This window comes from Exiguobacterium sp. s191, assembly GCF_018618955.1.
Taxonomy (GTDB): Bacteria; Bacillota; Bacilli; order Exiguobacteriales; family Exiguobacteriaceae; genus Exiguobacterium_A; species Exiguobacterium_A abrahamii.
Genome location: NZ_JACSNC010000001.1, coordinates 382134 through 407989 on the forward strand (window position 1 = coordinate 382134; position 25856 = coordinate 407989).

22 protein-coding genes and 1 other annotated feature are annotated in these 25856 nt (G+C 48.9%); of the genes, 17 read left to right on the forward strand and 5 right to left on the reverse strand.

What is annotated here, in order from left to right; translation table 11 throughout:
• Nucleotides 1-9: 9 nt before the first annotated feature.
• From mutL to KNQ09_RS01995, 7 genes are all read left to right on the forward strand, one after another.
• Nucleotides 10-1842 carry a DNA mismatch repair endonuclease MutL gene (gene mutL / locus KNQ09_RS01965; protein ID WP_214857174.1) on the forward strand — a complete coding sequence of 611 codons (1833 nt, stop codon included), beginning with the start codon at nt 10-12 and terminating at the stop codon, nt 1840-1842.
• A gap of 428 nt (nt 1843-2270) precedes the next feature.
• On the forward strand, nt 2271-2660 hold the full coding sequence (locus KNQ09_RS01970) for a CidA/LrgA family protein (RefSeq protein WP_050677344.1): 390 nt from the start codon (nt 2271-2273) through the stop codon (nt 2658-2660).
• On the forward strand, nt 2653-3336 hold the full coding sequence (locus KNQ09_RS01975; protein ID WP_023467718.1) for an LrgB family protein: 684 nt from the start codon (nt 2653-2655) through the stop codon (nt 3334-3336). Before KNQ09_RS01970 ends, KNQ09_RS01975 begins: the two co-directional genes overlap by 8 nt.
• A gap of 101 nt (nt 3337-3437) precedes the next feature.
• Nucleotides 3438-3962, forward strand: a complete 525-nt coding sequence (locus tag KNQ09_RS01980) for an AAA family ATPase (protein WP_064300224.1) — start codon at nt 3438-3440, stop codon at nt 3960-3962.
• Nucleotides 3963-4063: 101 nt separating this feature from the next.
• The gene (locus KNQ09_RS01985; RefSeq protein WP_064300223.1) at nt 4064-6103 is read left to right on the forward strand and encodes an ATP-binding protein; all 2040 of its coding nucleotides are present in this window, start codon (nt 4064-4066) and stop codon (nt 6101-6103) included.
• Between the two features lie 240 nt (nt 6104-6343).
• The gene (locus KNQ09_RS01990) at nt 6344-8173 is read left to right on the forward strand and encodes an anaerobic ribonucleoside triphosphate reductase (protein ID WP_064300222.1); all 1830 of its coding nucleotides are present in this window, start codon (nt 6344-6346) and stop codon (nt 8171-8173) included.
• Nucleotides 8145-8675, forward strand: a complete 531-nt coding sequence (locus KNQ09_RS01995; RefSeq protein ID WP_064300221.1) for a 4Fe-4S single cluster domain-containing protein — start codon at nt 8145-8147, stop codon at nt 8673-8675. Before KNQ09_RS01990 ends, KNQ09_RS01995 begins: the two co-directional genes overlap by 29 nt.
• Here KNQ09_RS01995 and KNQ09_RS02000 read toward each other — a convergent pair.
• Entirely contained in the window at nt 8654-10126 is a 1473-nt protein-coding gene (locus tag KNQ09_RS02000) for a DHA2 family efflux MFS transporter permease subunit (protein WP_023467723.1), read from the reverse strand. The genes KNQ09_RS01995 and KNQ09_RS02000 overlap by 22 nt on opposite strands.
• A 169-nt stretch (nt 10127-10295) precedes the next feature.
• Here KNQ09_RS02000 and KNQ09_RS02005 point away from each other — a divergent pair, with 169 nt between their 5' ends.
• The 9 genes from KNQ09_RS02005 (at nt 10296) to KNQ09_RS02045 (ending at nt 21397) form a co-directional block, all read left to right on the forward strand.
• Entirely contained in the window at nt 10296-11204 is a 909-nt protein-coding gene (locus tag KNQ09_RS02005) for a TetR/AcrR family transcriptional regulator (protein ID WP_035398167.1), read from the forward strand.
• 72 nt (nt 11205-11276) lie between these two features.
• Nucleotides 11277-12719: a SulP family inorganic anion transporter gene (locus tag KNQ09_RS02010; RefSeq protein ID WP_023467725.1), complete on the forward strand. Its 1443-nt coding sequence runs from the start codon at nt 11277-11279 to the stop codon at nt 12717-12719.
• Between the two features lie 131 nt (nt 12720-12850).
• Complete coding sequence (locus tag KNQ09_RS02015) at nt 12851-13675, forward strand: fumarylacetoacetate hydrolase family protein (protein ID WP_064300220.1); 825 nt, start codon at nt 12851-12853, stop codon at nt 13673-13675.
• A gap of 287 nt (nt 13676-13962) precedes the next feature.
• A complete protein-coding gene (locus tag KNQ09_RS02020) occupies nt 13963-14709 on the forward strand; it encodes a DeoR/GlpR family DNA-binding transcription regulator (RefSeq protein ID WP_029341218.1) in 747 nt (248 codons plus the stop codon).
• Entirely contained in the window at nt 14706-15626 is a 921-nt protein-coding gene (pfkB, locus tag KNQ09_RS02025; protein WP_214857175.1) for a 1-phosphofructokinase, read from the forward strand. Before KNQ09_RS02020 ends, pfkB begins: the two co-directional genes overlap by 4 nt.
• Nucleotides 15627-15643: 17 nt before the next feature.
• The gene (locus tag KNQ09_RS02030; protein WP_214857176.1) at nt 15644-17578 is read left to right on the forward strand and encodes a PTS fructose transporter subunit IIABC; all 1935 of its coding nucleotides are present in this window, start codon (nt 15644-15646) and stop codon (nt 17576-17578) included.
• 105 nt (nt 17579-17683) lie between these two features.
• On the forward strand, nt 17684-18829 hold the full coding sequence (locus tag KNQ09_RS02035; RefSeq protein WP_023467731.1) for an FUSC family protein: 1146 nt from the start codon (nt 17684-17686) through the stop codon (nt 18827-18829).
• Between the two features lie 70 nt (nt 18830-18899).
• Nucleotides 18900-19104 (forward strand) — a binding site (T-box leader).
• Between the two features lie 60 nt (nt 19105-19164).
• Nucleotides 19165-20814, forward strand: coding sequence for an aromatic amino acid hydroxylase (locus KNQ09_RS02040; protein ID WP_214857178.1), 1650 nt, complete (start codon nt 19165-19167; stop codon nt 20812-20814).
• A 61-nt stretch (nt 20815-20875) separates the two neighbouring features.
• On the forward strand, nt 20876-21397 hold the full coding sequence (locus tag KNQ09_RS02045; RefSeq protein ID WP_214857180.1) for a pyrophosphohydrolase domain-containing protein: 522 nt from the start codon (nt 20876-20878) through the stop codon (nt 21395-21397).
• Nucleotides 21398-21460: 63 nt separating this feature from the next.
• On the opposite strand, the gene KNQ09_RS02050 is transcribed toward KNQ09_RS02045, so the two are convergent.
• The 3 genes from KNQ09_RS02050 to KNQ09_RS02060 form a co-directional block, all read right to left on the reverse strand.
• Entirely contained in the window at nt 21461-21757 is a 297-nt protein-coding gene (locus tag KNQ09_RS02050) for an MGMT family protein (protein WP_064300215.1), read from the reverse strand.
• Complete coding sequence (locus KNQ09_RS02055) at nt 21754-22722, reverse strand: cation diffusion facilitator family transporter (RefSeq protein WP_029341224.1); 969 nt, start codon at nt 22720-22722, stop codon at nt 21754-21756. The genes KNQ09_RS02050 and KNQ09_RS02055 overlap by 4 nt, the downstream gene beginning before the upstream one ends.
• Before the next feature lie 119 nt (nt 22723-22841).
• Complete coding sequence (locus KNQ09_RS02060; protein WP_029341225.1) at nt 22842-23327, reverse strand: pyridoxamine 5'-phosphate oxidase family protein; 486 nt, start codon at nt 23325-23327, stop codon at nt 22842-22844.
• 163 nt (nt 23328-23490) lie between these two features.
• Here KNQ09_RS02060 and KNQ09_RS02065 point away from each other — a divergent pair, with 163 nt between their 5' ends.
• Nucleotides 23491-24501, forward strand: a complete 1011-nt coding sequence (locus tag KNQ09_RS02065) for an LLM class flavin-dependent oxidoreductase (protein ID WP_023467737.1) — start codon at nt 23491-23493, stop codon at nt 24499-24501.
• Nucleotides 24502-24520: 19 nt separating this feature from the next.
• Here KNQ09_RS02065 and KNQ09_RS02070 read toward each other — a convergent pair whose 3' ends face one another.
• A complete protein-coding gene (locus tag KNQ09_RS02070) occupies nt 24521-25789 on the reverse strand; it encodes an MFS transporter (protein WP_214857181.1) in 1269 nt (422 codons plus the stop codon).
• Nucleotides 25790-25856: the final 67 nt, after the last annotated feature.

The following is a 25856-nucleotide window of genomic DNA, read 5'->3' on the forward strand; positions in this document are numbered from 1 at the left end:
GAGAATGCAGTGGGAATCATTCGTGAATTATCCGATAGTTTAGCGAACCGGATCGCTGCGGGAGAAGTCGTCGAACGACCAGCGTCGGTCGTCAAGGAACTGGTTGAGAACGCACTTGATGCCGGTGCGACCCAAATCGATGTTGAACTCGAAGAAGCCGGAATGAAACGGATGACGATCCGCGACAACGGACACGGGTTTTACCCGGATGACGCTGAACTGGCTTTCGTCCGTCACGCGACGAGTAAGATTAAGGACGAGCATGACTTGTTCCGAATCAAGACACTTGGTTTTCGCGGAGAGGCACTTGCCTCGATCGCGTCTGTCAGTAAAGTGACGTTGAAGACGAAACGTGAGGACGCGGAAGGGATTCAAGTGACGCTGGAGTACGGGACGGTCGTCGAACGGACGCCAGCAGCAATGAACCGGGGAACGGAATTGACGGTCGAGCATCTCTTCTTCAACACACCGGCTCGATTGAAGTATTTGAAGACGACGCATACGGAGCTTGCGGCGATCACGGACGTGTTGAACCGGATGGCGTTCGCCCATCCGGACGTCAAGCTTCGGGCTACCCATGAAGGGAAGACGTTGATTCAGACGAACGGATCAGGAGACGTCCGGCAAGCGCTGGCGAGCGTCTACGGTCATCAAACGATCCAAGGGACGTTGGTCGCAAAAGGTGCGAATGCCGATTATCAATTGACGTGTCATCTCGTCAAACCGGAAGTGACCCGTGCCTCAAAGAATTACATCACGTTGATTTTGAATGGACGTTCGGTCAAAAACTTCGCCCTGACGCAAGCGGTCTTGAACGGTTACCATACGCTCTTACCGATTGGGCGGTATCCGATTGCAGTCATCGAGGTGACGATGGATCCACTCCTGATCGATGTCAACGTCCATCCGGCGAAACGAGAAGTCCGTCTTTCAAAAGAGATGGAGCTCTGCCAGTTGATCCAGGAGACAATCAAGATGACGCTCAGCCGGGAGACGCTGATTCCGAAAGTGACGCCACCGAAACCAAAAAAGGATCCGAGTAGCCAGGAAAAACTCGATTTTTCTTACGTCGCGGAACCAGTCGAAGAAACGTCATCGCGAGCGGTCTGGAATTATCCGATTCCGAAAAAGCCGCAAGAGGACGATCGACCACCTGTAGAGAAATCATTACCGTTTAGCAACGAGGATGATCTGTTCGAGCCCATCGAACCGGTCAAGCAAGACTTTGTTGAACCGATTGAGGAACTAGCCGCGCGTCCGCGCTTTCCGCATCTCGACGTCATCGGTCAGCTTCATTCGTCCTATATCGTCTGTGCCGGGGAAGACGGGATGTATATGATTGATCAACATGCAGCACAGGAACGAATCAAATACGAGACGTATAAGGTCATGTTCGGTCGACCACCGGAACAACGACAGCAATTGCTCTTGCCGTATACGTTTGAAATCTCGTCGGATGATATGAAACGGATGGATGAGGTCCTTCCGTTGCTAAAAGACGTCGGCATCGAGTTCGAAGCATTCGGTCCACAAAGTTTTATCGTTCGAGAAGTTCCGACCTGGTTCCCATCCCATCGGCAGGAAGAGACGATTCAGGAATTACTCGATGAAGCCTTGATGAAGCGAAAAATCGATCTTGAGACGTACCGGGAAGATGCCGCCATCATGATGGCATGTAAAAAATCAATCAAGGCGAATCATCCGTTGAACGATGAGATGATGCGCCGGTTGATTGACGATCTAGCGAAGACGGAGATGCCGTTCACTTGTCCACACGGACGTCCGGTCATCATCGAATGGACGACGTATGAACTTGAGAAGTTATTTAAACGGGTCATGTAATCATGAAGAGGAGACGATCCCATTCAGGTGTCGTCTCAGATTAAAAAGGGAGCTGACTCAAAAGTCAGTTTCTGTAAAGAATGACGTGTCACACGCAACTCCTACAGGAACAGGCGCATTTATGCGCTATCAGAGACAAACAAGACCCGATTTCCTGCTTGAATGAAGCAGGAAAACTGGCTTGTGTCTCGCCTGAGGAAAGAGCGTGAAAAGACGCGTCATTCTTTTTTGGAGTCAGCCCCTTTTTGTTCGTCTCGAATCATTTATTGTACTGATACACGACTGACTGGTTTTTGTTTGTCCTAATACAAAAAAGGTATGGATTTTCATGAGAACGGTTACTTCAGTTGATTAACTAGATTTCATTGATTGTTGAAGGAAAGAGGCGGATAATAAGACCCGAAACTGTTAACAAGGGGACCTTTATCATGCTTTCACGCGTTATGCGTATCATTCAAATCATTGCTCAAATCGCACTTATTTTTTGTTTTTCACTCAGTGGGGACTGGGTGAGCGAAACTTTCCAGTTACCATTACCCGGTAACATCATCGGCTTGATTCTTCTGTACGTGACGTTAAAAAGTCGACTGCTTCCTCTCGTCGCTGTTGAACGGGGCGGAACCTTTCTGCTATTCGTCATGCCGTTATTCTTCGTTCCAGCACTGTCCGGAATCATGGATTATACGGCATTCCTTCGAACATCTGGTCTTCAAGTCGTGTTGATCGTCGTCGTCAGCAGCCTGCTGACGTTAGTCGGATCAGCGTATATCGTCGATCGCTTGGCACACCGAAAAGAGGCGGTGACCCCACATGAGTGAGACACTTTTTTGGATCATCCTGACCATTCTTTTATTCAGTGGCGCAATGTTCCTTTATCAACGTCATCCTCGTGTCTGGACGTTACCGATCCTGACGGTGACGGCTGTCCTGATCGTAATTCTCGTCTATAGCGGCGTCTCACATGCAGAATACATGCAGGGTGGACAATACTTGTCGAAGATGCTCGGTCCAGCGATCACGGCATTTGCGATTCCGCTCTACCGGGTCCGGCATCACGTTCGCCGTTTTCTACCGGAAATCGGGCTTGGTGTTTTGCTTGGAACATGTATTGCAATGAGTTCAGATCTGTTACTCGGTCTGCTACTCCATCTTGAGCGGACGACGAATCTTGCCTTGTTACCCAAATCGGTCACTTTACCCGTTGCCTTAGCGATTTCACAAAAAGCTGGCGGGACGACAACGCTGACGGCTGCCTTCGTTTTATTGACAGGATTGACAGGATCAATCGTCGGACCAAAATTAATGACGGGCTTGAAGATTCGTCACTTCGTCAGCCGTGGGGTTGGACTAGCGTCGATTGCCCACGTCATGGGCGCGACGAAATCGATGAGTCTTGACCAACGGGAAGGGGCGGTCGGTCTGCTGACGATGGTCTTGACGGCCGTCTGTGCCAGTGTCATCGCACCGTTTTTAATCACATGGTTATATGGGTAAACACTCTGTTTTTTAAACGGAGTGTTTTTTTGTAACCGATTGAAACTTGTCGACCACTTTTGCAGTATAGTACAACAGAAAACAGGGTGGAGGAGAATCAGATGATCATTTGGATTAACGGTACGTTTGGCGTCGGGAAGACGACGGCAGCAAAAGGGCTACAACAACGCTGGAGCGGATCACACATCTTTGATCCAGAGGAGACAGGCTATTTTTTACGAGCGCAACTGCCGGAAAACAAGGATGATTTTCAGGATGAGCCGTTGTGGCGTGCGTTCAATCGACAGCTCCTCGAGCAGCTCGATACGGAAAAGGCGCGGATCATCGTACCGATGACATTGACGAATCCAGCGTACTTTCAGGAAATCATCGGGACGTTACGAGCGAACGGTCATGACGTCCGTCATATCGCCTTGATGGCGAAGGAGACGACTGTCAAACGTCGGTTGATTAGCCGCTTCGAGCATCCGAATTCATGGGGTGGTCAACAGGCAGAACAACGCTTACGTCAACTGACCGATCCATTGTTCAGTCAACAGATCGAGACGGATGATCTGACGAAAGGACAAATCGTCGATGCGATTGCCCTCGTGACCGGGATTGGACTCTCGCCTGCCCGACCATAAAGGATTCAAGAAAGATGTTTCCGGGAATCATTAGATGATAATAGATGAGGAGGAAACAATCTTGAACGAAGGGCAACTTATTGCTAGGAGGATTTATGAATATGAAACACTGGATGACTGAGAAATTGGGCAGACAGTTGATGGCGATTTTTTATAGTGTCTTTGCACTAAGTGTCATCACATCGGTTGCCAGTTATTTATACGTGGATAATGCAGACGGTCGGACGAAGGAACAAGTACTCGACCAGTTACAAAAGACACAATGGTTCTGGTTCTTGAACTTGATGATATTTTTATTTTGTCTATTGTTCATCGTTCGCCCATTGATTCATCGGGTGACGTCACAACTCCGCGAATTAAACGTCAAGAGTCGTCGCCTTGCAGAAGGCAAGTCGATTTCGCTCGAGCATGATGTCGACAGCCATAATGAAGTCGGTCAATTAACGGCATCATTTTACCAGATGGCACGGTCGATCTCATCACAACATGCGGAATTGTCAGCTAAGAATCAAGAAATGGAACACAATCAGGAAGTATTGAAGCAAAAACAGAACGAGCTTGAGCGTGCTCTTGAATTGACGCGGACGAATGAACTCCATTTGCAGGATCGGAATGAACTGATCGAAACGCTTGCTTCAAAGGAGAGTTTATTCGATTATTCATCCGTCATCAGTACGATCGTCCGGTTGACGAAGACGGAATTCGGTGCTCTGTTATTGATCAAGAATAATGAAATCGCTCAAGTCGTTCCAAAAGAAATGACAGAAGAACAACAAGAGAGTCTGAAGACGGAGTCGTTACTACTAAAGCGAGTCATGATTTCAAAGGAAACCGCACATTCCTCAAAAAAGGTCGCGAACGACGATCTCATCAAGTATCCGTATCACGTCTATGAAGGTGTCATTCCGATCATGGATCCGGCAAAAGAAGAATTGATTGCCTGTCTCTATCTAGCACGGTTTGACGCACCATTCAACCAGCAGGATCTAGCGGAACTGGAATCGTTCTCGAAACAAATCGCGATCTCATTGATGCGAATGTCACTTTACGAACAGATGGAATACGAACGAAAAGAGACGGCACAACTGTTGAATTCCGTTCGGGAAGCGATTCTTTACATCAAACACGAAGAGAAGACGATCTTAGGAAATCAGGCGTTATTCGATATCTTCCAGTCGTTACAAGTCGAAGAAGACAACGATTCGATGACCTTCCTCGAAGTCCGACCGGAAACGATGTTCGAGCAGATGGACCAAAAGGAAGCGTTTGAAGCATACTTTGAAGAAGTCTTATCGGGTGAGATTCCGGAGGGCATGTTCTCCTTGTCGATCGACCAAGGTGAATACTTCATTCAAGTCTATGCCGAAGCCATTGCGCACGGGGGACATTCAAAAGGAACGATTCTCGTCTTCCGTGACGTCACGGCTGAGACAGAAGTGGACCGCGTGAAGTCGGAACTCGTCTCAACGGTATCGCATGAACTTCGAACACCGCTCTCTTCAATTTATGGCTTTACGGAGCTCATGTTGAAACGGGATTTGGATCCTGAGCGGAACAAGCGATACTTGCAGACGATTCACGATGAATCAAAACGTCTGACCGATCTCGTCAGTGACTTCTTGAACGTCCAGCGGATGGAGTCAGGAAAGCAAGAGTATGACAAACAAATCTTTGACCTGAAAGAAATCGTCAAGGAACAAATTCAGTTTTATCAAGCAGCGACGGAGCAACACAGTCTGCAGCTTGATTTGAATGATGAACAGGACTTCATGGTCGAGGCAGATGCGAATAGCATGAAACAGTTACTCGGTAATCTCTTGAATAACGCGGTGAAGTACTCACCGGACGGCGGGGATGTCGTCGTGACGATGACCCACCAGCACAATCAGATCGAACTCAGCGTTCGTGATTTCGGGATCGGGATTCCGAGTCATTCGATGCCGCATCTATTCAGTAAGTTTTATCGGGTCGACAACTCAGACAGCCGAAAGATTGGCGGGACGGGACTTGGATTATCGATCTGTAAGGAAATCGTTCGCGCACATGATGGCAATATCGAAGTCGAATCGATCCTTGGAGAAGGAACGGTCTTCCGGGTCAAATTGCCGAGTGCGACAGACGCGTTACTCGAAGCAGAATGAAGAGACGAAGAAGAGGCGTTATCATGCGCCTCTTCTTTTTTGTCGTTTCACGTGTGAGATTCGTCCAAATTCATGCGCTTGGCTAAAACGAGTAAGATGCAGACATTTGAACGATAAATCGAACAGATTGATGACAGAACGGCTGAAACAGTTGAAAAAATCGTAAATTGTGCAGGGATTGCTAACGTTTCTGTACTCTCGCTATAGTGATTACAAAAAAGCGTGAGAGGAAGAAGAATCATGGAGAGCTTAGAAGCGTTACTCACACCACCGCAAGATATCGAACAAGAGAATGCAAACATTGATGGCAAAACACCGCTTGCGAAATTACAGCGGATTGCTGGGGAAGCAGCGCGGCAGATGATGCGACGACATCTCGAAGCAGATGTCTTGCAGGCGCTTGACGACAACATCTTGTATATCCACGACGCCGATTATTACGTGACCGGTACGACGACGTGTGCTCAGATTCCGCTCGGTCAGCTACTCTCGAACGGATTTCAGACGACACACGGTTCAATCCGACCAGCGCAAGACATCCGTTCTGCCCTCGCCCTTGCGGCAATCATCGTCCAAGCGAATCAAAACATGCAGCATGGCGGACAAGCCTTCGCGACCTTTGACGATGATGTAGCGCCATTCGTCGAAAAGACCTACCAACGCGAATGGACCAAACTAAACGCCCTTGTGCCGCATTGGAAGCGACGCAAGCGGGAGCGGCGCGCATGGCAGGAGACGTATGAAAAGACGTTTCAGGCGTGCGAAGCGTTCATCCACAATACGAATTCGATGCATTCACGCGGCGGGGGACAGGTGCCGTTTTTATCCGTCAATTATGGAACGAATACGACGCAGGCAGGTCGGCTCTTCCAGCGCGCCTTGCTGACAGCGACGGAACGAGGGTTAGGAAGAGGAGAGACGCCGATCTTTCCGATTCAAATCTTTAAAGTCAAACAAGGCATCAACCTGTCACCGACGGATCCGAACTATGACTTGTTTCAACTTGCCACTCGCGTGACAGGAAAACGATTGTTTCCGAACTTTGCGTTTCTTGATGCACCATTTAACCGTCAGGAGCAACCAGGGGGAGCCGAGGTCGCGTACATGGGATGCCGGACCCGTGTGTTTGAAGATCGTGGAGATATCCCGTCCGTCACAGGTCGAGGCAACTTATCGTTTACGAGCATCAATCTCGTCCGTTTGGCACTTCAGAGTCAAACCGTCGATCAAATGTTCGAAGCTGTCCAAGAGACGACAAGACTTGCATGCCGGCAACTCATCGCGCGTTATGAGTTCCAGGCAAGTCGAACGGCTGACGAGTTTCCATTTTTATATCAACATGTCTGGAAAGACGGTGAGACGCTAAAAAGTACGGATCAGGTGGGTCCGGTCCTCAAGCACGGGACGTTAGCGGTCGGCTTCATCGGTCTCGCGGAATGTTTGACCGTTTTGACGGGCAATCATCATGGGTATTCCGAACTGGCACACCAGATTGGTATTGCCTTGATTCAAGCGATGCGAACGGTCATCGACAACTATGGTGAGATGACGGGATTGAACTTCAGTTTACTGGCAACTCCAGCTGAAGGGTTATCAGGTAAGTTCACACGTCGTGATGCCAGTGACTTCGGTGAAATCAAAGGAGTGACCGATCAGCCGTATTACACGAATTCCTTTCATATCCCTGTCGATGCGCCCGTGACGATCCGTGAAAAGATTCAACTCGAAGCACCGTTTCATGCATTATGTAATGGTGGACATATCACCTATGTCGAGACAGATGGCGCACTTGCCGGAAATCCACAAGCGATTGAAGACATCGTTCGTTTGATGGCGGAAGCTGGAATCGGCTATGGGTCAATCAATCATCCCGTCGATCGTTGTCTTGATTGCAGAACGGAGCAGACACTCGAGGATCAGTGTCCGGTTTGCGGAAGTAGATCAATCGAACGGATTCGACGCATCACAGGATATCTCGTCGGTACACTGGACCGTTGGAATGAGGCAAAACGGGCTGAAGAGCAGAATCGGGTGAAGCACGATGTTACGCGTTCTCTCCCTTCATCCTGATTCTGTCGTTGATGGACCCGGTTTGCGAACGGTCCTGTTTCTTGCCGGTTGTCCACACCACTGTGTCGGCTGTCATAATCCGTCCTCCTGGGATCCGGCAGGTGGAGTGGATTGGACGATTAAAGAAACAGTGGAACGGATTCAGGCGATCGGAAATCGTCGTTTGACATTATCCGGCGGCGAGCCGATGCTTCAAGCGGCAGCACTTGTGCAACTTCTCGAACAACTTGGACCAGATTATGACGTCATTTTATATACTGGCTATGTACTAGAGGAAATCTTACAGCGTCGACGGTGGCATCCACTAATACTGCGACTAGACGGACTCATCGATGGTCCGTTCATCCTGTCGAAACTCGACCGAACGACACGTTTTCGGGGCAGCACGAATCAACGAATTTATGATCGACAGCAACTGCAAAAAAGAGTGTTACACAAAAACAAAAACTCCCCCGTCTCATCAGACAGGGGAGAATCAGATCATGCATATTTTTGTTCTTGATCGACGGATTCGACGACTGCGAGTGTCGTCGTCCGTCGTTTTTTGATGAAGAACGATAAGATCAATGCCGCGAGTGCAAGTAACGTCGCGATGAAGAACGTATCATTGATCCCTTCGATCATCGCTTGCATCTGTAACCATTCCGGATTAGCAGCTTCTGGTTGTGAAGCGAATTCCGGGACGTGATGCTTCGTCCGCGACGTCATGATCGTCACGAGCAGACCTGAACCGATCGCACCCGATACTTGTGACAACGTATTGTTCAATGCCGTACCATGGGGCGTCAAGTGTTGCGGAATATGGTTCAATCCGTTCGTCATGACCGGCATCATGACCATCGAGATTCCAAGGAAACGTAACGTATACATGATGACGAGGAACGCGTATGACGTATCCGCCGCTAATTGACTAAACGAGAACGTCGTCAAGACCGTCAGTGATAAGCCGATGATGGCAAGGATCCGGGCGCCGAAACGGTCGAACAGACGACCCGTGATCGGTGACATGATCGCCATGACGATTGCCCCCGGTAACATCAAGAGACCAGAGTGAAACGGTGAGATACCGCGAATCGTCTGGATATAGATCGGCATCAAGATCATGGCGGAGAACATCGACATGTTCAGGACCATCGAAATTCCTTGCGATAAAGCGAACATCGGATAACGGAAAATCCCGAACTCAAGCATCGGTTCTTCGAGCATGAATTGACGTATAATGAAGGAAGTCAGACTGATTACACCGATGATCAACGATCCGATGACCGTCCAAGACCCCCATCCGGCAGAACCAGCGGAACTAAATCCATACAGCAATCCACCGAAACCAAAGCTTGAGAGAACGAGTGAAAATAAATCGAGTTTCAATGTGCTACGAACCGTCTCTTTCTTCAACAAGAAGGCACCCGTGAAGAGCACGAGTAATGCGATCGGAGTGACGAGATGGAACAGCATCCGCCACTCATAATGTTCAAGAATCCAGCCGGACAATGTCGGTCCGATGGCTGGGGCGAACGTGATGACAAGTCCGAAGATTCCCATTGCTTGTCCGCGTTTCTCGATCGGGAAACCGGTCAAAAGAACGTTCATTAGCAGTGGCATCATGATCGCAGAACCAGATGCCTGCATCATCCGCGCACCGAGTAGAAGCGGGAAGACGTGTGCTTGTCCAGCGATGATCGTACCGAGTGAGAACAGCGTCATCGCCGTCAAGAACAGTTGACGTGTCGAAAACTTCTGGACAAGGAATGCTGACGTCGGAATCATGATTCCGTTGACGAGCATATAGCCCGTCGTCAACCACTGGGCGGTGCTTGCCTGAATACCGAATGATCCCATGATCGACGGTAAGGCGATATTAAGTAACGTTGAGTTCAGGACCGCAACGAACGCACCTGCCATAAGGACAGTTAAAATTAAATAAAGTCGTGATGATTGCTTGCTTGATTGCATTTCGTTATGCTCCTTTTGTACTATGAGTCTAAAATGTTAGACTTGAATTCTATAACTAACTTGGCTATCTTACCAGTCCAAGTCGAATGAATTCAAATTATTTGCTTCATACACTAAAATAAGTGATTGTTAAACCATTGCAATCATTTGAACAGAAAAGGACAAGACCATGAATCCAAAAAAGAAACAACTACTAGATGCTGCCTATCAGCTATTCGTCGAAAAAGGTTATCAATCGACGTCCATCCAGGACATTCTTGAGCACAGTAACGTTTCCAAGGGAACGTTCTATAACTATTTCTCCTCTAAAAATGAATTATTCATCGATGTATTTAATACCGTCTTTGAAAAGATGCGGACGGCGCGCAAAGAAATTCTCGTCGGACGAGATGTCTCGGATTATGAGACATTCATCCAACAAGGTAACTGTTACTTGGAACTGATGCAAAAATATAAATTGTATACGTTGTTCGAAGAGGCGATTGCTTCGAATGAAAAAGAACTGAAGACGTTCATGGAGAATAACCGTCTTCTTGAAATCGAATGGACGTTTGAACGATTACGTGATTTATTCGGTCAGACGAAGGAACCGTATCTTCTAGATTTAGCGGTCATTTATACAGGGATGTTGCAATATGCGATGTACTTCTTCCGTCAATCCGAACCGAACACACAACCGGAACGGGTCGTCCGTTATGTATTCAATCGATTGACGCATCTCGTCGAAGACGTCAGTCGGACAGAAGAACAGTTGATTCCCCCGCGTTTCCTATCCGTTTGGCTCGATCGTCCACAAGATGAAGTCGTCATTCGGAAGGATTTGTTCGAGAAGACGAGTGCGCATATGAAGCGCTTGATTACCTTGTCATCGATTTCCGATGAATCGAAGGAAGCCCATGAAGAGGTTCTTGATTTCATCTATGAAGAACTACTCGAACGTAAGAAACCGAAAATTCATCTTCTACGCCGTGCACTCGAGACGATGGACGAAGATCCGGTCTTTGCGGGTCAGGAAATCATGGCGACCTATAAGGCGATGGTCGATGAGATTGCCCGTGTGCGGACCAAAACTTCCTAAAAAGGTTGCTTTTTGAAACTAATCGGATTACACTGAGACCATTCATGTTAGAAAAGGGGTCTCAATCATCATATGTTTACTCAATGGAAAAAAGAGTGGTTCCTGCAACCAAAAGCGGATTTGCTGTCCGGGATCGTTGTTGCCTTGGCACTCGTTCCGGAAGCAATCGCGTTTTCGCTGATCGCTGGCGTTAATCCGATGGTCGGGTTATACGCTTCCGTCATCATTGCGATCGTCATCTCGATTGCCGGCGGTCGTCCCGGAATGATTTCAGCTGCGACCGGTGCAATGGCACTCGTCGTCGTCCAGCTCGTCAAGGACCATGGTGTCGATTATTTACTAGCTGCCGGTATCCTTGCCGGAATTCTACAAATCGCGTTCGGATTTTTAGGAATTGCTAAGTTATTACGATTCATTCCTCGATCCGTCATGGTCGGATTCGTCAATGCTTTAGCGATTTTGATTTTCTCGGCACAACTACCACAGTTCGAAGGACAGAACTGGATCATGTACGCGATGGTTGCCGCATCACTCGCCATCATCTTGTTATTCCCACGCGTGACGAAAGCGATCCCGGCACCACTCGTTGCGATCACGATCATGACAGTGTTGACGGTCGTCTTCTCACTCGATACACGAGTCATCGGGGATATGGGACAAATCGAAGCGGCGTTACCAAGCTTCTTCTTGCCGGATGTTCCGTTTTCGCTTGAGACGCTGCAAATCATCTTCCCGTATGCTTTGTCACTTGCATTCGTCGGTTTGATCGAATCGTTGCTGACAGCACGAATCGTCGATGAGATGACGGATACGACGTCAAACAAAGCGATGGAATCACGCGGACAAGGGATTGCGAACATCATCGCAGGTATGTTCGGTGGCATGCCGGGTTGTGCGATGATCGGTCAATCGGTCATCAATGTCACGTCTGGTGGGCGTGGTCGCTTGTCGACGTTGACAGCAGGTGTGTTTTTAATGCTGTTGATGTTTACGATGAATGATCTATTGATGACAATTCCGATGGGAGCACTCGTCGGTGTCATGTTCTTCGTCTCGTATGCGACGTTTGACTGGGGCTCATTTAAGATGCTCAAGACGTCACCGAAGAGTGATTCTGCTGTCATGCTCGCAACCGTTCTCGTCACCGTATTGACGAACGATTTATCAATGGGCGTTCTTGTCGGAATCTTGCTTGCTGCGTTATTATTTGCGTCAAAAATTTCTCGTATTCAAGTCGAGCGAAAGGAGCAAACAGATCGAGTCCGTTATACGATTCGTGGACCGTTGTTCTTTGCATCGACGACAGCATTTGCAGAACAGTTCCAGCTCGAAACTGATCCATCGTCCGTCATCACGCTCGATTTCTCGGCGTGTCACTTGTTTGATGATTCTGCCATCGAAGCGATCGAGAACGTCGTCTTGAAATACGAACGACTTGGAAAAAAAGTTGAACTCGTTGGATTGAATGAAGAGTCGCAGGCTCTTGTCGATCGACTAGCTCAACGGATTGCATAAGAGAACAGGAAGAAAATATGAGGAAGCGGTCGGCATCGTGTCGACTGCTTTTTTGTTTTCTTCTGATTGACGATGAGAAGTGCGCCCATTGATTGGTTTCGCTATACTAAAAACAAAAGGGGGCAGTTAAGATGAAATGGTTTCGATTTGAGCAAGAAGGAAAAGTAGGCATCGGAGTTGAGCAGGATGGGGCTACATATGATGTGACGGCACAAGTCTATACGGATTCATTGTTTGAAGTGATTTCACGTGAGTTCGATGTTGACCTTGATTTAGATATCGCGCCACTACTTAATGGAGATGTTCGAAAACTGGCACCGTATGTTCCAGCACGAAACGTCATCTGTGTCGGCAAAAACTATGCCGATCACATCAAAGAGATGGATACGGCGGGAGCGGGGAAATTCGTCTTGTTCACGAAAGCACCGACGTCGATCGTCGGACCGTTCGAACCGATCGAACGGCATGCGGATTTGACACAGCAACTGGATTATGAAGGTGAACTCGCCATCATCATCGGCACGACGGGGCGTGATCTGACACCTGAGAATGCACTTGATCACGTGTTCGGCTATAGTATCGTCAATGACGTGACAGCGCGGGATTTACAAAAAGAACACGTCCAGTTCTTCCGTGGTAAATCGCTTGATGGGTTCTGTCCGTTCGGACCGGTCATCGTCTCAGCGGACAGCTTTGATCCAAGTGACGTCCTCGTCGAGACGCGCGTGAACGGGCAACTCCGACAGTCGGGATCAACGGCCTTGATGTTGCGTGATGTCGTGACGATTTTAGTTGAAGTGTCGCGCGGAATGACGCTTGAAGCAGGGGACATCATTGCGACAGGAACTCCAGCTGGTGTGGGTCACGGCATGAAACCACCGGTCTACCTTCAGACAGGGGATGTCGTCGAGGTATCGATTGAAGGAATCGGTCGCCTGCAAAATGAAGTCCAGTGAACGAAGATGACCGAAATGATTGAATTTCATTCACCGCTTTCCACATTACTTTGGAAAGCGGTTTTTTATTTTGCGAAATACATAGATAATTTGAAAAATGATTGATTTTATTCGATAAAACAGTCATCATATGACCGTTTTTGATGTATAATGAAACTATAAGGACGGTTTAATGTCGAAAAAAGTCGTATTTTGAACGTTTTATAGAGAAATTATATAATTTTTGAACGTTTTTGATTGATTTTTGAATGTAAACGCTTTATATTATAGATGTGGAGGGAAACCTTATGTTAACGAAAAAACGCCATCAACTCATTCTCGAATTACTAGCTCGAGAAGAAGTCGTCAAGATGCAAAAAATCGTCGAGCAAACCGGTGCCAGTGAGTCTACGATTCGTCGGGATTTATCACAGCTTGAGACAGCAGGTCATCTGCGTCGGGTGCACGGGGGCGCGACAGCGAACCATTTGCAAATTGAGGAACCGAGTTACTTCGAAAAGAGTGACAAACATGTCGAAGAAAAGGAACGGATCGCACGAGCGGCCGCTGACCTGATCGAAGACGGCATGTATGTCTACCTCGATGCCGGAACGACGACGCTTGCCATCGTTCCGTATCTCGAAGAGAAGGCGATTACGGTCGTGACGAACAGTCTTCCTCTAGCGAACACGTTACTCTATCACCGTATCCCGACGTTCGTCGTCGGAGGTCAACTGAAGCATTCAACGCAAGCACTCGTCGGTTACAACGCACGTGAAGGAATGTTGATTTACCATTTTGATGTCGCGTTCCTTGGGATGAACGGTGTTCATCCGACACAAGGCTTCACGACACCAGATCCGGAAGAGGCACTCGTAAAGAAGACAGCGATCGAGTTAGCAAAACAATCGTATGTACTCGTCGATGAGACGAAACTGGATGCAATCAGCTTCAGTCGGGTGGCGTCCTTGCAAGCGGCGACGATCATCACGACGACATCCAGCGAGCAAGAAGCGAAATACAGTCAATACACAGAGGTGGTGAACGCGAAATGATTTATACACTGACACTCAATCCATCCATCGACTATTATGTCACGTTACCGGTATTTGAGGCAGGACAAGTCAATCGTGTCGAACAGGCGGAAAAAGTGGCCGGAGGGAAAGGAATCAACGTCTCTCTCGTCCTAAAAAACTATGAGGTAGAAACACAAGCACTCGGATTCCTTGGGGGAAGTACCGGACAATTCATCCGGGCAGAACTCGAGAAACGAGGCGTGTTAACGGACTTCACACCGATTCAAGATGAGACGCGGATCAACGTGAAGATTCGTGCCGATCAAGAATCTGAGCTGAATGCAGCGGGACCGAAGATTCAACCGGAAGAGCTGGAGCATTTATTATCCCGATTCAAGACGATGCAAGCCGGTGACATCGTCGTCTTCGCAGGCAGTATCCCAAGCAGTCTACCGCATGATCTCTATCGTCATATCGCGACGATCTTGAATGAACGGAACGTCCGCTTCGCCGTTGATACGACGAAGGAAGCGATGCTTGAAGTCTTACCGCTCAGTCCATTTTTAATCAAGCCGAATCACCATGAACTCGGTGAAATTTTCGACGTCGAGATTACGTCGAAGGAGATGGCCGTTCCATACGCCCAACAGCTCGTCGAGCGTGGTGCCGAGAACGTCGTCATCTCATTTGCAGGAGACGGAGCACTGCTCGTCAATCGTCAAGGTGCCTACACGGCAAACACACCGGAAGGAAAGCTCGTCAATTCTGTCGGTGCCGGAGATTCACTCGTCGCTGGATTCGTTGCCAGCCATGCGCTCGGCAAATCACCAGAAGAAGCGTTCCGCTATGCGGTCACGACTGGTAGCGCGTCTGCTTATTCCTTCGGTCTTTGTACGAAGGAAGATATCGATCGTCTCATCAAAGACGTCAACGTCGTTGAACTCATTCAATCCTAAAAGGAGTGTGACTACTCATGAAAATTACTGATCTCTTAACACGTGATACGATTCAGCTCGATTTACAAGCGTCATCTAAAGCCGCTGTCATCGACGAACTCGTAAACGTCCTCGATCGGGCAGGAAAACTGAACGATCGCTCGGCATATAAAGAAGCGATTCTCGCACGGGAAGCGCAAAGTACGACAGGTTTAGGGGAAGGCATTGCCATTCCACACGCAAAAACAGCAGCAGTCAAAACACCAGCGATCGCTTTCGGTCGTTCGGCAGGTGTTGACTACGAAGCACTCGATGGTCAACCAAGTCGGTTGTTCTTCATGATCGCAGCGGGTGAGAACGCAGATAATGCGCACCTTGAAACACTTTCGAAACTATCCGTTTATCTGATGGATATGAACTTCCGCGATACGATTCTTGCGGCTAAAACGAAAGACGAAGTCATCGCAGCAATCGAAGCGAAGGAACGCGAAGAAGAAGGTCCAGTTGACGTCTCAAGCGACAACGTCGACCAAGACGCACCGTATATCCTAGCTGTCACAGCTTGTCCGACAGGGATTGCACACACGTATATGGCAGCTGATGCCCTTCGTCAAAAAGCAGAAGAGATGGGTGTCCGCATCAAAGTCGAGACGAACGGATCGACAGGCGTCAAGAACGGTTTGACACAACAAGACATCAACGATGCGACAGCGATCATCGTCGCTGCGGATAAAGCGGTTGAGATGGATCGTTTCAATGGGAAACACGTCGTTGAAGTACCGGTCGCACAAGGAATTCGTAAACCACAAGAATTAATTAACCGTGCCGTCAAACAAGACGCACCTGTCTACAAAGCGAGCGGTTCAAGCGAAAGTTCAAAACCAGCGCGTGGTGGATTCTACAAACACTTAATGAGTGGGGTATCCGCAATGTTGCCACTCGTCGTCGCTGGTGGTCTCTTGATCGCGATCAGCTTCTTCTGGGGAATCAACTCTGCGAATCCGGATGATCCGTCATACAACGAGTTCGCTGCTCAGTTAATGTCGATCGGGAAAGCTGCATTCGGTCTCTTGATTCCAATCCTCGCTGGATTCATCGCGATGTCGATCGCTGATAAACCAGGTCTTGCTCCTGGTCTGATCGCTGGGTTCCTTGCAAGCAGTGGTAACGCTGGTTTCCTCGGTGGATTGATTGCCGGTTTCCTTGCTGGTTACGTCGTTCTCTTACTCGTTAAAGTCTTCAAAGGTCTCCCGGCAGCTCTTGAAGGAATCAAACCAGTCTTGCTCTATCCACTGTTTGGTTCATTCATCACAGGGATGATCATGTTACTCGTCATCAATGAGCCGATCGCGAAGTTCATGACATGGCTCACGGATTCACTGAACGGACTCAGTGGTGGGAACGCAATCCTCCTCGGTATGCTCGTCGCAGGTATGATGGCAATCGACATGGGTGGTCCGATCAACAAAACAGCATACGTTTTCGGTACAGCTGCTCTTACAGCAGGTAACACGGAAGTCATGGCAGCCGTCATGGCAGGTGGGATGGTTCCACCACTCATCGTGGCTTTCTCATCAACATTGTTCGCACGTAAGAAATTCACACCGCAAGAACGTGAAGCAGGTATCGCTGCTTACGCAATGGGTGCATCGTTCGTCACAGAAGGTGCGATTCCATTCGCAGCAGCCGATCCACTCCGCGTCATTCCGTCAAGCGTCATCGGTTCAGCTATCGCTGGTGCATTGACTATCGTCTTCGGCGTCTTGCTCCCGGCACCACATGGCGGTATCTTCGTCTTCCCGTTACTTGATGGTCCATCAGGTACGGTCATGGCAATCGTCGGTTACGCGGGTGCGATCCTCATCGGTTCACTCGTTGGTGCGGCAATCCTATCCTTCCTCAAAAAACCGCTTGTTGACCAATCGGTCGCGAAAGCGGAAATGACAGAAGGAACAGGTACGAAAGCATCATAATTCACCTAAATCCTCTCCGTTTTCAAGCGGAGGGGATTTTTTGTTGAATTTTGACGGCTAACGGTGAAGAATAGAGGGCATACTGAATAAGAAGGAGGGATGGACATGGGTGGACAATCCTTACAAATCGGACCACGGACCATCAAGACAGGTCTTGCGGTCATCTTGGCGCTGTTGATCAGTAATCTGTTCAACCTTAGCCCAATCCTGCCTGCGATCTCGGCAGCGACGACACTCCTGCCTTCGGTCTATCAGACATGGAAACAATTTCTCGAGGAAGCAGAGGCCAACTTGATTGGTGCCTTTTTGACGTTACTCGCACTTTGGATTTTAGGGGATAATCCGGCGAATCCGCTTGCAATCGGAATCGTCATCATGGCAGCAATCTCGATTTTGCTAGCCTTTGGTTTCGGGCGGACGATTCCACACGTCGTCTTGATGATCATTGTCATTCTCGAAAGTGTGGCGACAGCGACCGAACCACTTTGGCAAGTCGTCTTGATCCGTTACTTGCTCGTCATGCTCGGGATCGGCTGTGCGCTCGGCATCAATGCGTTGATCTTCCCGCCGCGTTACGGCAATGTCTATTACCAGAAAGCGACGAAACTCTTCGAGAAACTGCTCGTCGTCACGCGAGCGATTGCCTTCGAAGGAAAGGTCGCCCCATATCGGGCAGCGATTGATAAAATGTCAAATTCGCTTCTTGAGACACAAAATCTGTTCAACCTACACAAGGAAGAGATTCGAGGAACGCGTCAAAAGCACGCCTCGCTCTTACGGAACCTCTTGATTCTCAAACATATGCAATCGTGCCTCGAACGTGGTGTCGCGACGGCAGAGCGCTTCAGAGAGCGAGAGAAGGCCCTTGACTCGATTGCGGACGATCTTCGGAGTGAATTGTTTTATCACTTGATGCATATCGCCCAGCGACAAGAGAAGGTCTTGCTGACATATGATCTCTTATTGACGGAAGAACCACTCGCGATGGAGGATCTCGTCAAAGAGAACATCGCCTTCGTCAAGCACTCTTTCCTTGACCGCGATGAACTCGAGGAAGAAGTCATCATGGAAATCTTACCGATCGTCGTCTCGATGAATGAGTGGATCCAAGAGCTTGAAGCATTCGAAAAACGGCTCAACGGTGCGCTTCGTCGTCATATCACATCACTGACGATCGAACAAAAATCAGTCCGCGATAAAACATTTAATCGATTTAAACGTAAAAAAGCCATTGACGAAAGTAAAAAGTAAGCGTATAGTCCTCCTTAACGATACTTTACTTGCTAAAAGCATAACAGTATAACAGCATAACAGAACGAAAGATTAAGCGATGATGAAACCGAAGTAAAGACCATCTCCCTGTTTCAGAGAGCACGTGGCGCTGCGAACGTGTACACAGATGGTGTTGAATTACAGTTTCTGAGCTTCTTGCGTAAGCGAGCGGAGCAAACCGTTATCCCGATCATGAGTGACTCAGTCAATGACTGGGTAATCAGGGTGGTACCGCGGCTTTCGTCGCCCCTGTCGAACGATACGTTCGGCAGGGGCTTTTTTGTTATCTCACATTCATTCAAGGGGGAACTCATATGTCTACACCAATCATTCCAAGTCACTTACGTCCACACGTCGCACCACAGCACTACGAAGACTACACGCCAACGGATCATGCCGTTTGGAGATACGTCATGCGACTGAATCTAAATACGTTACAAGATACAGCACACCCGGCATACCTCGAAGGGCTTGCTGCATCGGGCATCAGCCCGGAACGGATTCCGGACGTGCGTGAAATGACAGCGAACCTAAGCCGTGGAGGTTGGGGAACAGTCGCTGTTGATGGTCTCATTCCTGGCGTCGCCTTCTTCGATTTCCAAGGGCACGGACTCTTGCCGATCGCGACCGACATCCGGAAGGTCGATAACATTCTTTACACACCAGCGCCAGATATCTTGCATGAAGCAGCGGGGCACGCACCAATCTTGATGAATCCGGTTTACGCGGAATTCGTTCGTCGCTTCGGTGAGATCGGGGCACATGCCTTTAACCATAAAGCCGAGCATGACGTGTTCAAGGCACTAAAGAAATTGACGATCGTCAAAGAGAGCCCATTCTCGACGCCAGCCGATATCGAACAAGCTGAAATTGAGCTCGCGGAGACACGGACACACGTCAAAGGGATTTCGGAAGCGAACGAAATCTCACGTCTGTTCTGGTGGACGGTTGAATTCGGTCTGATTGGTGATATCGACAATCCACAAATCTACGGTGCAGGTCTTCTATCATCAGTCGGTGAAAGCCGTCACTGCTTAACGGACGCGGTCGTTAAACATCCATTCTCGCTTGAGAAAGCACTTGCGACGAAACATGACGTGACGAGCATGCAAAAAGAACTCTTCGTTTGTGAATCGTTCGAACAGCTTCGCGATGCACTTGAAGAATTCGCACAGTCGATGTCTTACATCCGCGGTGGTATTCACGGACTGACGAAAGCGGTCGAATCGGGTAACCTATCGACGCTCGTCTTCGACAGTGGTCTCTCGCTCGTCGGTGTTCCTGAAACGCAAGAGATCCACGATTCGCTACATCTCGTCAAACTAACAGGCCCGACAGCGCTTGCTGCGAACGGTGAAGTGTTGACAGGTCAAGGACTTGCAGATCATCCGGAAGGCTTTACACTCCTTCACGGCAAGGAATTGAACGAAGTATTGATGCAAGTCAAAGTCGGTGAACGTCTCGACTGGGCGGAAGGAAATGTTCATGTCACAGGAGACATCACAGCGATTCAAAACGTCAATGGAAATCGGGCGCTCGTCGTCTTAGAAGCAGCGACGCTCTCGAACGACGGGAAAACGATGACGATGGACCGGATGGAATTGATCGTCGGTGACATTACGTCAGCATTCCCGGGAACGGAAGTTGAAGCACTGAAGCCGATTCCGGAAACGGTCGAGTTCGAACGAATCGAACGTCCGTTGACAGCGGCTGATCCGATCTTCGAAGTCGTCCGCGAGATTCGCGAAGGTCGTGCCGGACGAGAACGGTTACCGCAACTGATCGATCAGACACTCGTCCAGTTACCGGACGCTTGGTTACTCCGTCTTGAATTACTCGAGTTAGCGGATGAAGTCGATCAACCACGTCTGATTGCAGATCTCGAGCGCTTAAAAGCGACATCTGAGCAGCGAGATGAATTGATCACGCGTGGGATGGCCTTACTCGACGTCGTTCATCAATGAGTCGAACTCCGGTTCTGAACCTGTTAGAATGGAGACATTCGGTAAAAGGGGATGATCGGTTATGACAAATTATTATCAAGACGTAAAGGAATTTCACCAAGTATTTTCACACCCTGGCGCAACGACGCCAACACCTATGACGGTCGATCGTGGAATCAAACGCTCGACCTGGACGGCGGAAGAAGCGGTCGTTGAGTTCCTGCATCAATCGGCGACGAGTGAAGCAGAATTTCTTGAAGCGATCGAACGTTTCAAGTCAGGACTTGATACAGCGGTTGAAAAATCGCTCCAGATGAAACAACCCGAAACAGATGTCGAACGGCTCGTCGGACAAGGGGATGCCTTGACGGACGCCCTCTACTTCATCATGGGAAGCTTCGTTGAGATCGGGCTTGATCCGGCTCCATTGTTCGAGATCGTCCAGCGTGCGAACATGGCGAAGCTTGGACCGGACGGAAAACCAATCTTCCGGGAATCGGACCAAAAGGTCATGAAACCGGAAGGCTGGCAACCACCGGAACCACAACTGGAAGCAGAAGTACGTCGGCAAATCGCTGTAGCTTCGAGTACGTCGAAAGCGTGATTCATGACGATAAAAAGAGAGGGATGACTGGTCTGCGAACCGGTCATCCCTCTCTTGTTGTATCTATTCACTTTTGACTTGATAACGCGATAAATCGAGTTGACGGGCGGTGAGGAATTCGACATCTTCTGCTTCAAGCGCCAGTCGCTGTTCATCGCCTTCAAGCGATAGTTTTCCGCCAGCAGCAAGCACGCGGTGCCACGGTAGACGTTCCGTCTTACTCATGCTGTGAAGAATCCGCGCTACTTGTCGTGCGCTACGCGGATGACCGGCGAGTCGAGCGACTTGCCCGTAAGTCATGACTCGACCAGCAGGGATCGAACGAATGATAGTCAGGACATCTTGCGTGAATGGTGTCATGTTTCGTCCGTAGCAACGACATACTGTTGAATCTTATCGTCTTCATCAAAGCCGATCGTCACATCGATGATGCCTTGTTGCAGGCGAATCTGGAGCTCGAGACGGTCCTTGATATCGTCCGCTTGTGCGATCGTCAACGTCGGGTCGACTTCAATCTCGACTTCGACGTGGAAATGATCGCCTTCCTTAATGACTTCGAGTTTACTGATGTCTTTGACGTCAGGGTCCTTCATGATTAGTCCACCGAGACGTGCTGCCATCGTCTCATCGGCTTCACCCAGTGCACCAGCTGCGTTTTGTAGGAAGACATTCCCGACGACGTAAAACATCATCAGTCCGATAAGGATCGAAGCAATTCCTTCTGCCTGATGGAACGGTGTCACATGCGAGATAATGACGGCGATCATCGCGACGACGCCACCGGCCGTTGCGACCAAATCTTCTAGAAACACAAGGCGTGTGGCTGGTTTTGCTTGTTTGAGTGAGCGGAAGCTGTCAAGAATCAAGCGTGGTCCTTTTGAGTCTAACTTCGCATCGTGTGCGATCTCTTGCATCGCTTTAACAAATACGCCACTCTCTAAGACGACACCGACGAACAAGACAGACAACGTGATCCAAAAGCCAGTTGATTCCGTCGGTTCGATGATGTGGGCGATCCCTTCATGAATCGTTTCGTACGCCATGATGCCGACGAAGAGGATGGCGCCGAGCAACACGAGATTGACGAGACGACCGAAGCCGTTCGGGAATCGTTTCGTTGGTGCCTTTTTACTGAGGGCAGAACCGATGAAGACGAAAAATTGGTTGGCAGCGTCCCCGAGCGTATGCATCATCTCCGCGAACATCGCGACATTTCCCGTCAGGACGTAGGCAATTGCCTTGATGATGGCGATGACAGAGTTAACGATGCCTGCCGTCAGCGCCGACCGGTTTCCCCGGCGTAATAACGTAAAAAATTCTCCCATGATTGTACTCCTTTTAGTTAAGTTACGTATTAGTTCACTTTCTTATGTTAACTTAATTTTTCTGAAACGACCACTCCGACACATAAAACCCCCACGCTTTTCGCGTAGGGGTTAAGAGGTTAAGACAAGTCGACTGTTTTATTGATTTCGTTCTCATCGTCCTTGCCGACGACTTTCTTCAATACTTGTTTGACGGATTTAGCAGTATTTCCAGTTTCCCAGTACTCGGCTGCTTCAGTGTTGACTTTAATCAAGACGACTTTCGGATCTTCATATGTCGTTCCGAGATAGGCTTCATAGCGTGGGCTCCAGAGCTCTTTCTTCCGTTCGATGTCTTCAACGAGTTCCGCTGTCCCGCGGATCGAGACATATGATTTGTCAACATATGCGACATTGACGCTCGGATTCTTAAGTAGTTCTTGATATTTGTCTGTTTCTTTTGAAGTGAGGAACCAGAGGTCGCCATCAAATTCGATATCCTGTGTTTGCATCGGACGCGATACGAGTCCTTCTGCTGAAATCGTCGTCAGCATCGCTGTTTCGATTTTATCAATCAGTTTCTTGACCGTTTCGACTGCTTCTTGATTCGTAGTATGTGTTGACATGTAACTCCACCTCATTCGTTAGATTTTTATGCTCACTTAGGCATTGTTCCCTGAATCTCAAAATGAAAACGTCCCCATGATGGAAAGAAGCAGTTTCGTTGCACGGTACAACGAGGAGGCGTACAGTGTAGGTACGTATTCGAAAGAAAAAGGAGAGACATACATGAAACTTAGTATTTTAGACCAATCCCCGGTCTCTAAAGGACAATCCCCATCTGATGCCTTACACGAAACGGTCGAGCTCGCGAAAATCGCGGACGAACTCGGCTATCATCGCCTGTGGGTATCCGAGCACCACTTCGCCAAAACACTAGCTGGTTCGAGCCCGGAAGTCCTGATTGCTTACATGGCGGCAGTGACGAAACAGATTCGCCTCGGTTCAGGCGGTGTCATGCTGCCGCATTACAGTGCCTATAAAGTCGCAGAGAACTTCCGTGTCCTTGAAGGGCTTGCACCAAACCGGATCGACCTTGGACTCGGTCGGGCACCGGGCGGTATGCCGCTTGCGACACGTGCGTTGCAAGAAGGATCGTCGCCACGTTTTGGTGGAGCCGATTACGGCGAACAACTCGATGATCTCGTCGATTACTTGAAAGACGGGGCGCCTGCCGGACACCGGTTCGCGGGACTCGTCGCAACACCAGAAGTCGATACGACACCAGAGGGCTGGTTGCTTGGATCAAGTGGGGGTAGTGCCTTGAACGCCGCACAACGCGGATTCGGATTTGCCTTTGCTCACTTCATCAATGGACAAGGTGGACAAGAAGTGATGGATTACTACCGTCATAACTTCATGGCGACGTCATTCAATGAGACACCACAAACGCTCGTCTCGATCTTCGTTACGTGTGCTGAAACGACAGAAGAAGCAGAACGGTTAGCTTCAAGTCTGGATCTGTCACTACTCTTACTGGAAAAAGGGGTCTCGTCGACAGGAACGCCAACTCCGGAAGAGGCAGCGGCGTATCCGTATACGTTCCAAGACCAATTCCGGATTGCTGAAAACCGGAAGCGGATGATCGTCGGTAATCCGGAATCCGTTGCAAAACAATTGCAAGAGCTCGCCGATTCCTACGGCACAGACGAAGTGATGATCGCTTCGATGATCGCAGACAAGGAAGCAAAACAACAATCATTAAAATTAATCATGGATGCCGTCAAAGCGACGGTCTGACCGATTCGCACGTCCTTTCTCACGAAGTGAGGGAGGACGTGTTTTTTACGTCTGCTACAGGAATGCTCTCGGACAAGATGTCTTTACGAAGTCGGAGGAATCCGAATGATGCCGCACCGAATAAGCCGACTGTACCGACTCCAAGTAGCACGATGATAGACACATGATCACTGAGTAAACCAAACAATAGGGTACCAATCGGCATCATCGCCATTGCGACCGATTCCAGAACACCGATGACACGTCCGAGGTAAGTCGGATCGGTTTGTTTTTGAACGATGAGCTGTAGTGGAATGTTCATCCGTAAGACGAGCATGCCGTCGATGAACAATAGAATCATGAAAAAAGGTAGTAGTAGAGCAGATGGAACATAGCCGAGTAGAGCAAGTGCAGGAAGTGCGTAACAAGAGGCGATTAAAAAGAGCGACTCGAATATCGTTCGTAACGGACGTTTCACCGTAAAGCGAGGTAAGGCAAGAAGCAACGAAGCGACAAGAAGACCGGCACCTAGTGCGGACTCGACCACTCCAAACCGAAATGGTGTGAATTGTAGTCGATCGAGCAAAATGATCGGTAACAAGATTTCGAAAGCGACAAAAAAGAAGTTCAGGACGATCGCCATCAGGACGAGTGTCGTCAATACTGGTTGACGGAACAGATAGCGGTAGCCCTCTTTAAACTCCGAGACGAAAGACGGAGTATCGGTAGTAGCCGGAGGAGAGGTATCCACTGCAAGAAAGCGGAGGCGGCTATTCCACCAGGCAGCAGAGGCAAACAAGAGAAACGGTAAGATCAAGAATTGCGTGATGGAGACAGTGGCGATGAGCAATCCCGCAACGAGTGGAGCAGTGATCGTTGAGGTCGATTGAATCGTCGAGAAGAGCGCGTTTCCGCGTTGTAACTCCTCTTCTTCTACGAGTCGCGGTAACGAGCTTGATAAGGTAACGGACAGGAACGTCGACAGGCTCGTCAAAAGGACACTAGCGATGATGTAATGAACGGTATGTAGAGGGGCTTGTAACGAATAGAGCAAAAGTCCAAACAAGACGAGTGCACTTAAGCTTTCGGTCATGACGATGATTCGTTTCCGGTTCCAACAATCAGCGAGGACACCAGCAACCGGTGAGAGCAAAATCCGTGGCACTGATCCTGCAAGCAGGACGAGCGCAAACTGAAAACCAGACGACGTTTCCCGTAAGACGGTCAGTCCGGCGACGAACGTAAAGAGACTAGCTGCGAATAATGAACAAAACTTTCCGAATAAGACACGCTTTAAATTAAATGACATCCTGTTCACTCCTTCAGAGTTAAATATTATTGAACTTTAGTGTAGAATAAAGGAGTGGAAGAAAAAT

Bases quoted from the DNA above. Each gene is read 5' to 3' on its own strand.
- KNQ09_RS01970 (WP_050677344.1), top strand. From the start codon at position 2,271: ATGCTTTCACGCGTTATGCGTATCATTCAAATCATTGCTCAAATCGCA.
- KNQ09_RS01975 (WP_023467718.1), top strand. From the start codon at position 2,653: ATGAGTGAGACACTTTTTTGGATCATCCTGACCATTCTTTTATTCAGT.
- KNQ09_RS01980 (WP_064300224.1), top strand. From the start codon at position 3,438: ATGATCATTTGGATTAACGGTACGTTTGGCGTCGGGAAGACGACGGCA.
- KNQ09_RS01985 (WP_064300223.1), top strand. From the start codon at position 4,064: ATGAAACACTGGATGACTGAGAAATTGGGCAGACAGTTGATGGCGATT.
- KNQ09_RS01990 (WP_064300222.1), top strand. From the start codon at position 6,344: ATGGAGAGCTTAGAAGCGTTACTCACACCACCGCAAGATATCGAACAA.
- KNQ09_RS01995 (WP_064300221.1), top strand. From the start codon at position 8,145: ATGTTACGCGTTCTCTCCCTTCATCCTGATTCTGTCGTTGATGGACCC.
- KNQ09_RS02000 (WP_023467723.1), bottom strand. From the start codon at position 10,126: ATGCAATCAAGCAAGCAATCATCACGACTTTATTTAATTTTAACTGTC.
- KNQ09_RS02005 (WP_035398167.1), top strand. From the start codon at position 10,296: ATGAATCCAAAAAAGAAACAACTACTAGATGCTGCCTATCAGCTATTC.
- KNQ09_RS02010 (WP_023467725.1), top strand. From the start codon at position 11,277: ATGTTTACTCAATGGAAAAAAGAGTGGTTCCTGCAACCAAAAGCGGAT.
- KNQ09_RS02015 (WP_064300220.1), top strand. From the start codon at position 12,851: ATGAAATGGTTTCGATTTGAGCAAGAAGGAAAAGTAGGCATCGGAGTT.
- KNQ09_RS02020 (WP_029341218.1), top strand. From the start codon at position 13,963: ATGTTAACGAAAAAACGCCATCAACTCATTCTCGAATTACTAGCTCGA.
- pfkB (WP_214857175.1), top strand. From the start codon at position 14,706: ATGATTTATACACTGACACTCAATCCATCCATCGACTATTATGTCACG.
- KNQ09_RS02030 (WP_214857176.1), top strand. From the start codon at position 15,644: ATGAAAATTACTGATCTCTTAACACGTGATACGATTCAGCTCGATTTA.
- KNQ09_RS02035 (WP_023467731.1), top strand. From the start codon at position 17,684: ATGGGTGGACAATCCTTACAAATCGGACCACGGACCATCAAGACAGGT.
- KNQ09_RS02040 (WP_214857178.1), top strand. From the start codon at position 19,165: ATGTCTACACCAATCATTCCAAGTCACTTACGTCCACACGTCGCACCA.
- KNQ09_RS02045 (WP_214857180.1), top strand. From the start codon at position 20,876: ATGACAAATTATTATCAAGACGTAAAGGAATTTCACCAAGTATTTTCA.
- KNQ09_RS02050 (WP_064300215.1), bottom strand. From the start codon at position 21,757: ATGACACCATTCACGCAAGATGTCCTGACTATCATTCGTTCGATCCCT.
- KNQ09_RS02055 (WP_029341224.1), bottom strand. From the start codon at position 22,722: ATGGGAGAATTTTTTACGTTATTACGCCGGGGAAACCGGTCGGCGCTG.
- KNQ09_RS02060 (WP_029341225.1), bottom strand. From the start codon at position 23,327: ATGTCAACACATACTACGAATCAAGAAGCAGTCGAAACGGTCAAGAAA.
- KNQ09_RS02065 (WP_023467737.1), top strand. From the start codon at position 23,491: ATGAAACTTAGTATTTTAGACCAATCCCCGGTCTCTAAAGGACAATCC.
- KNQ09_RS02070 (WP_214857181.1), bottom strand. From the start codon at position 25,789: ATGTCATTTAATTTAAAGCGTGTCTTATTCGGAAAGTTTTGTTCATTA.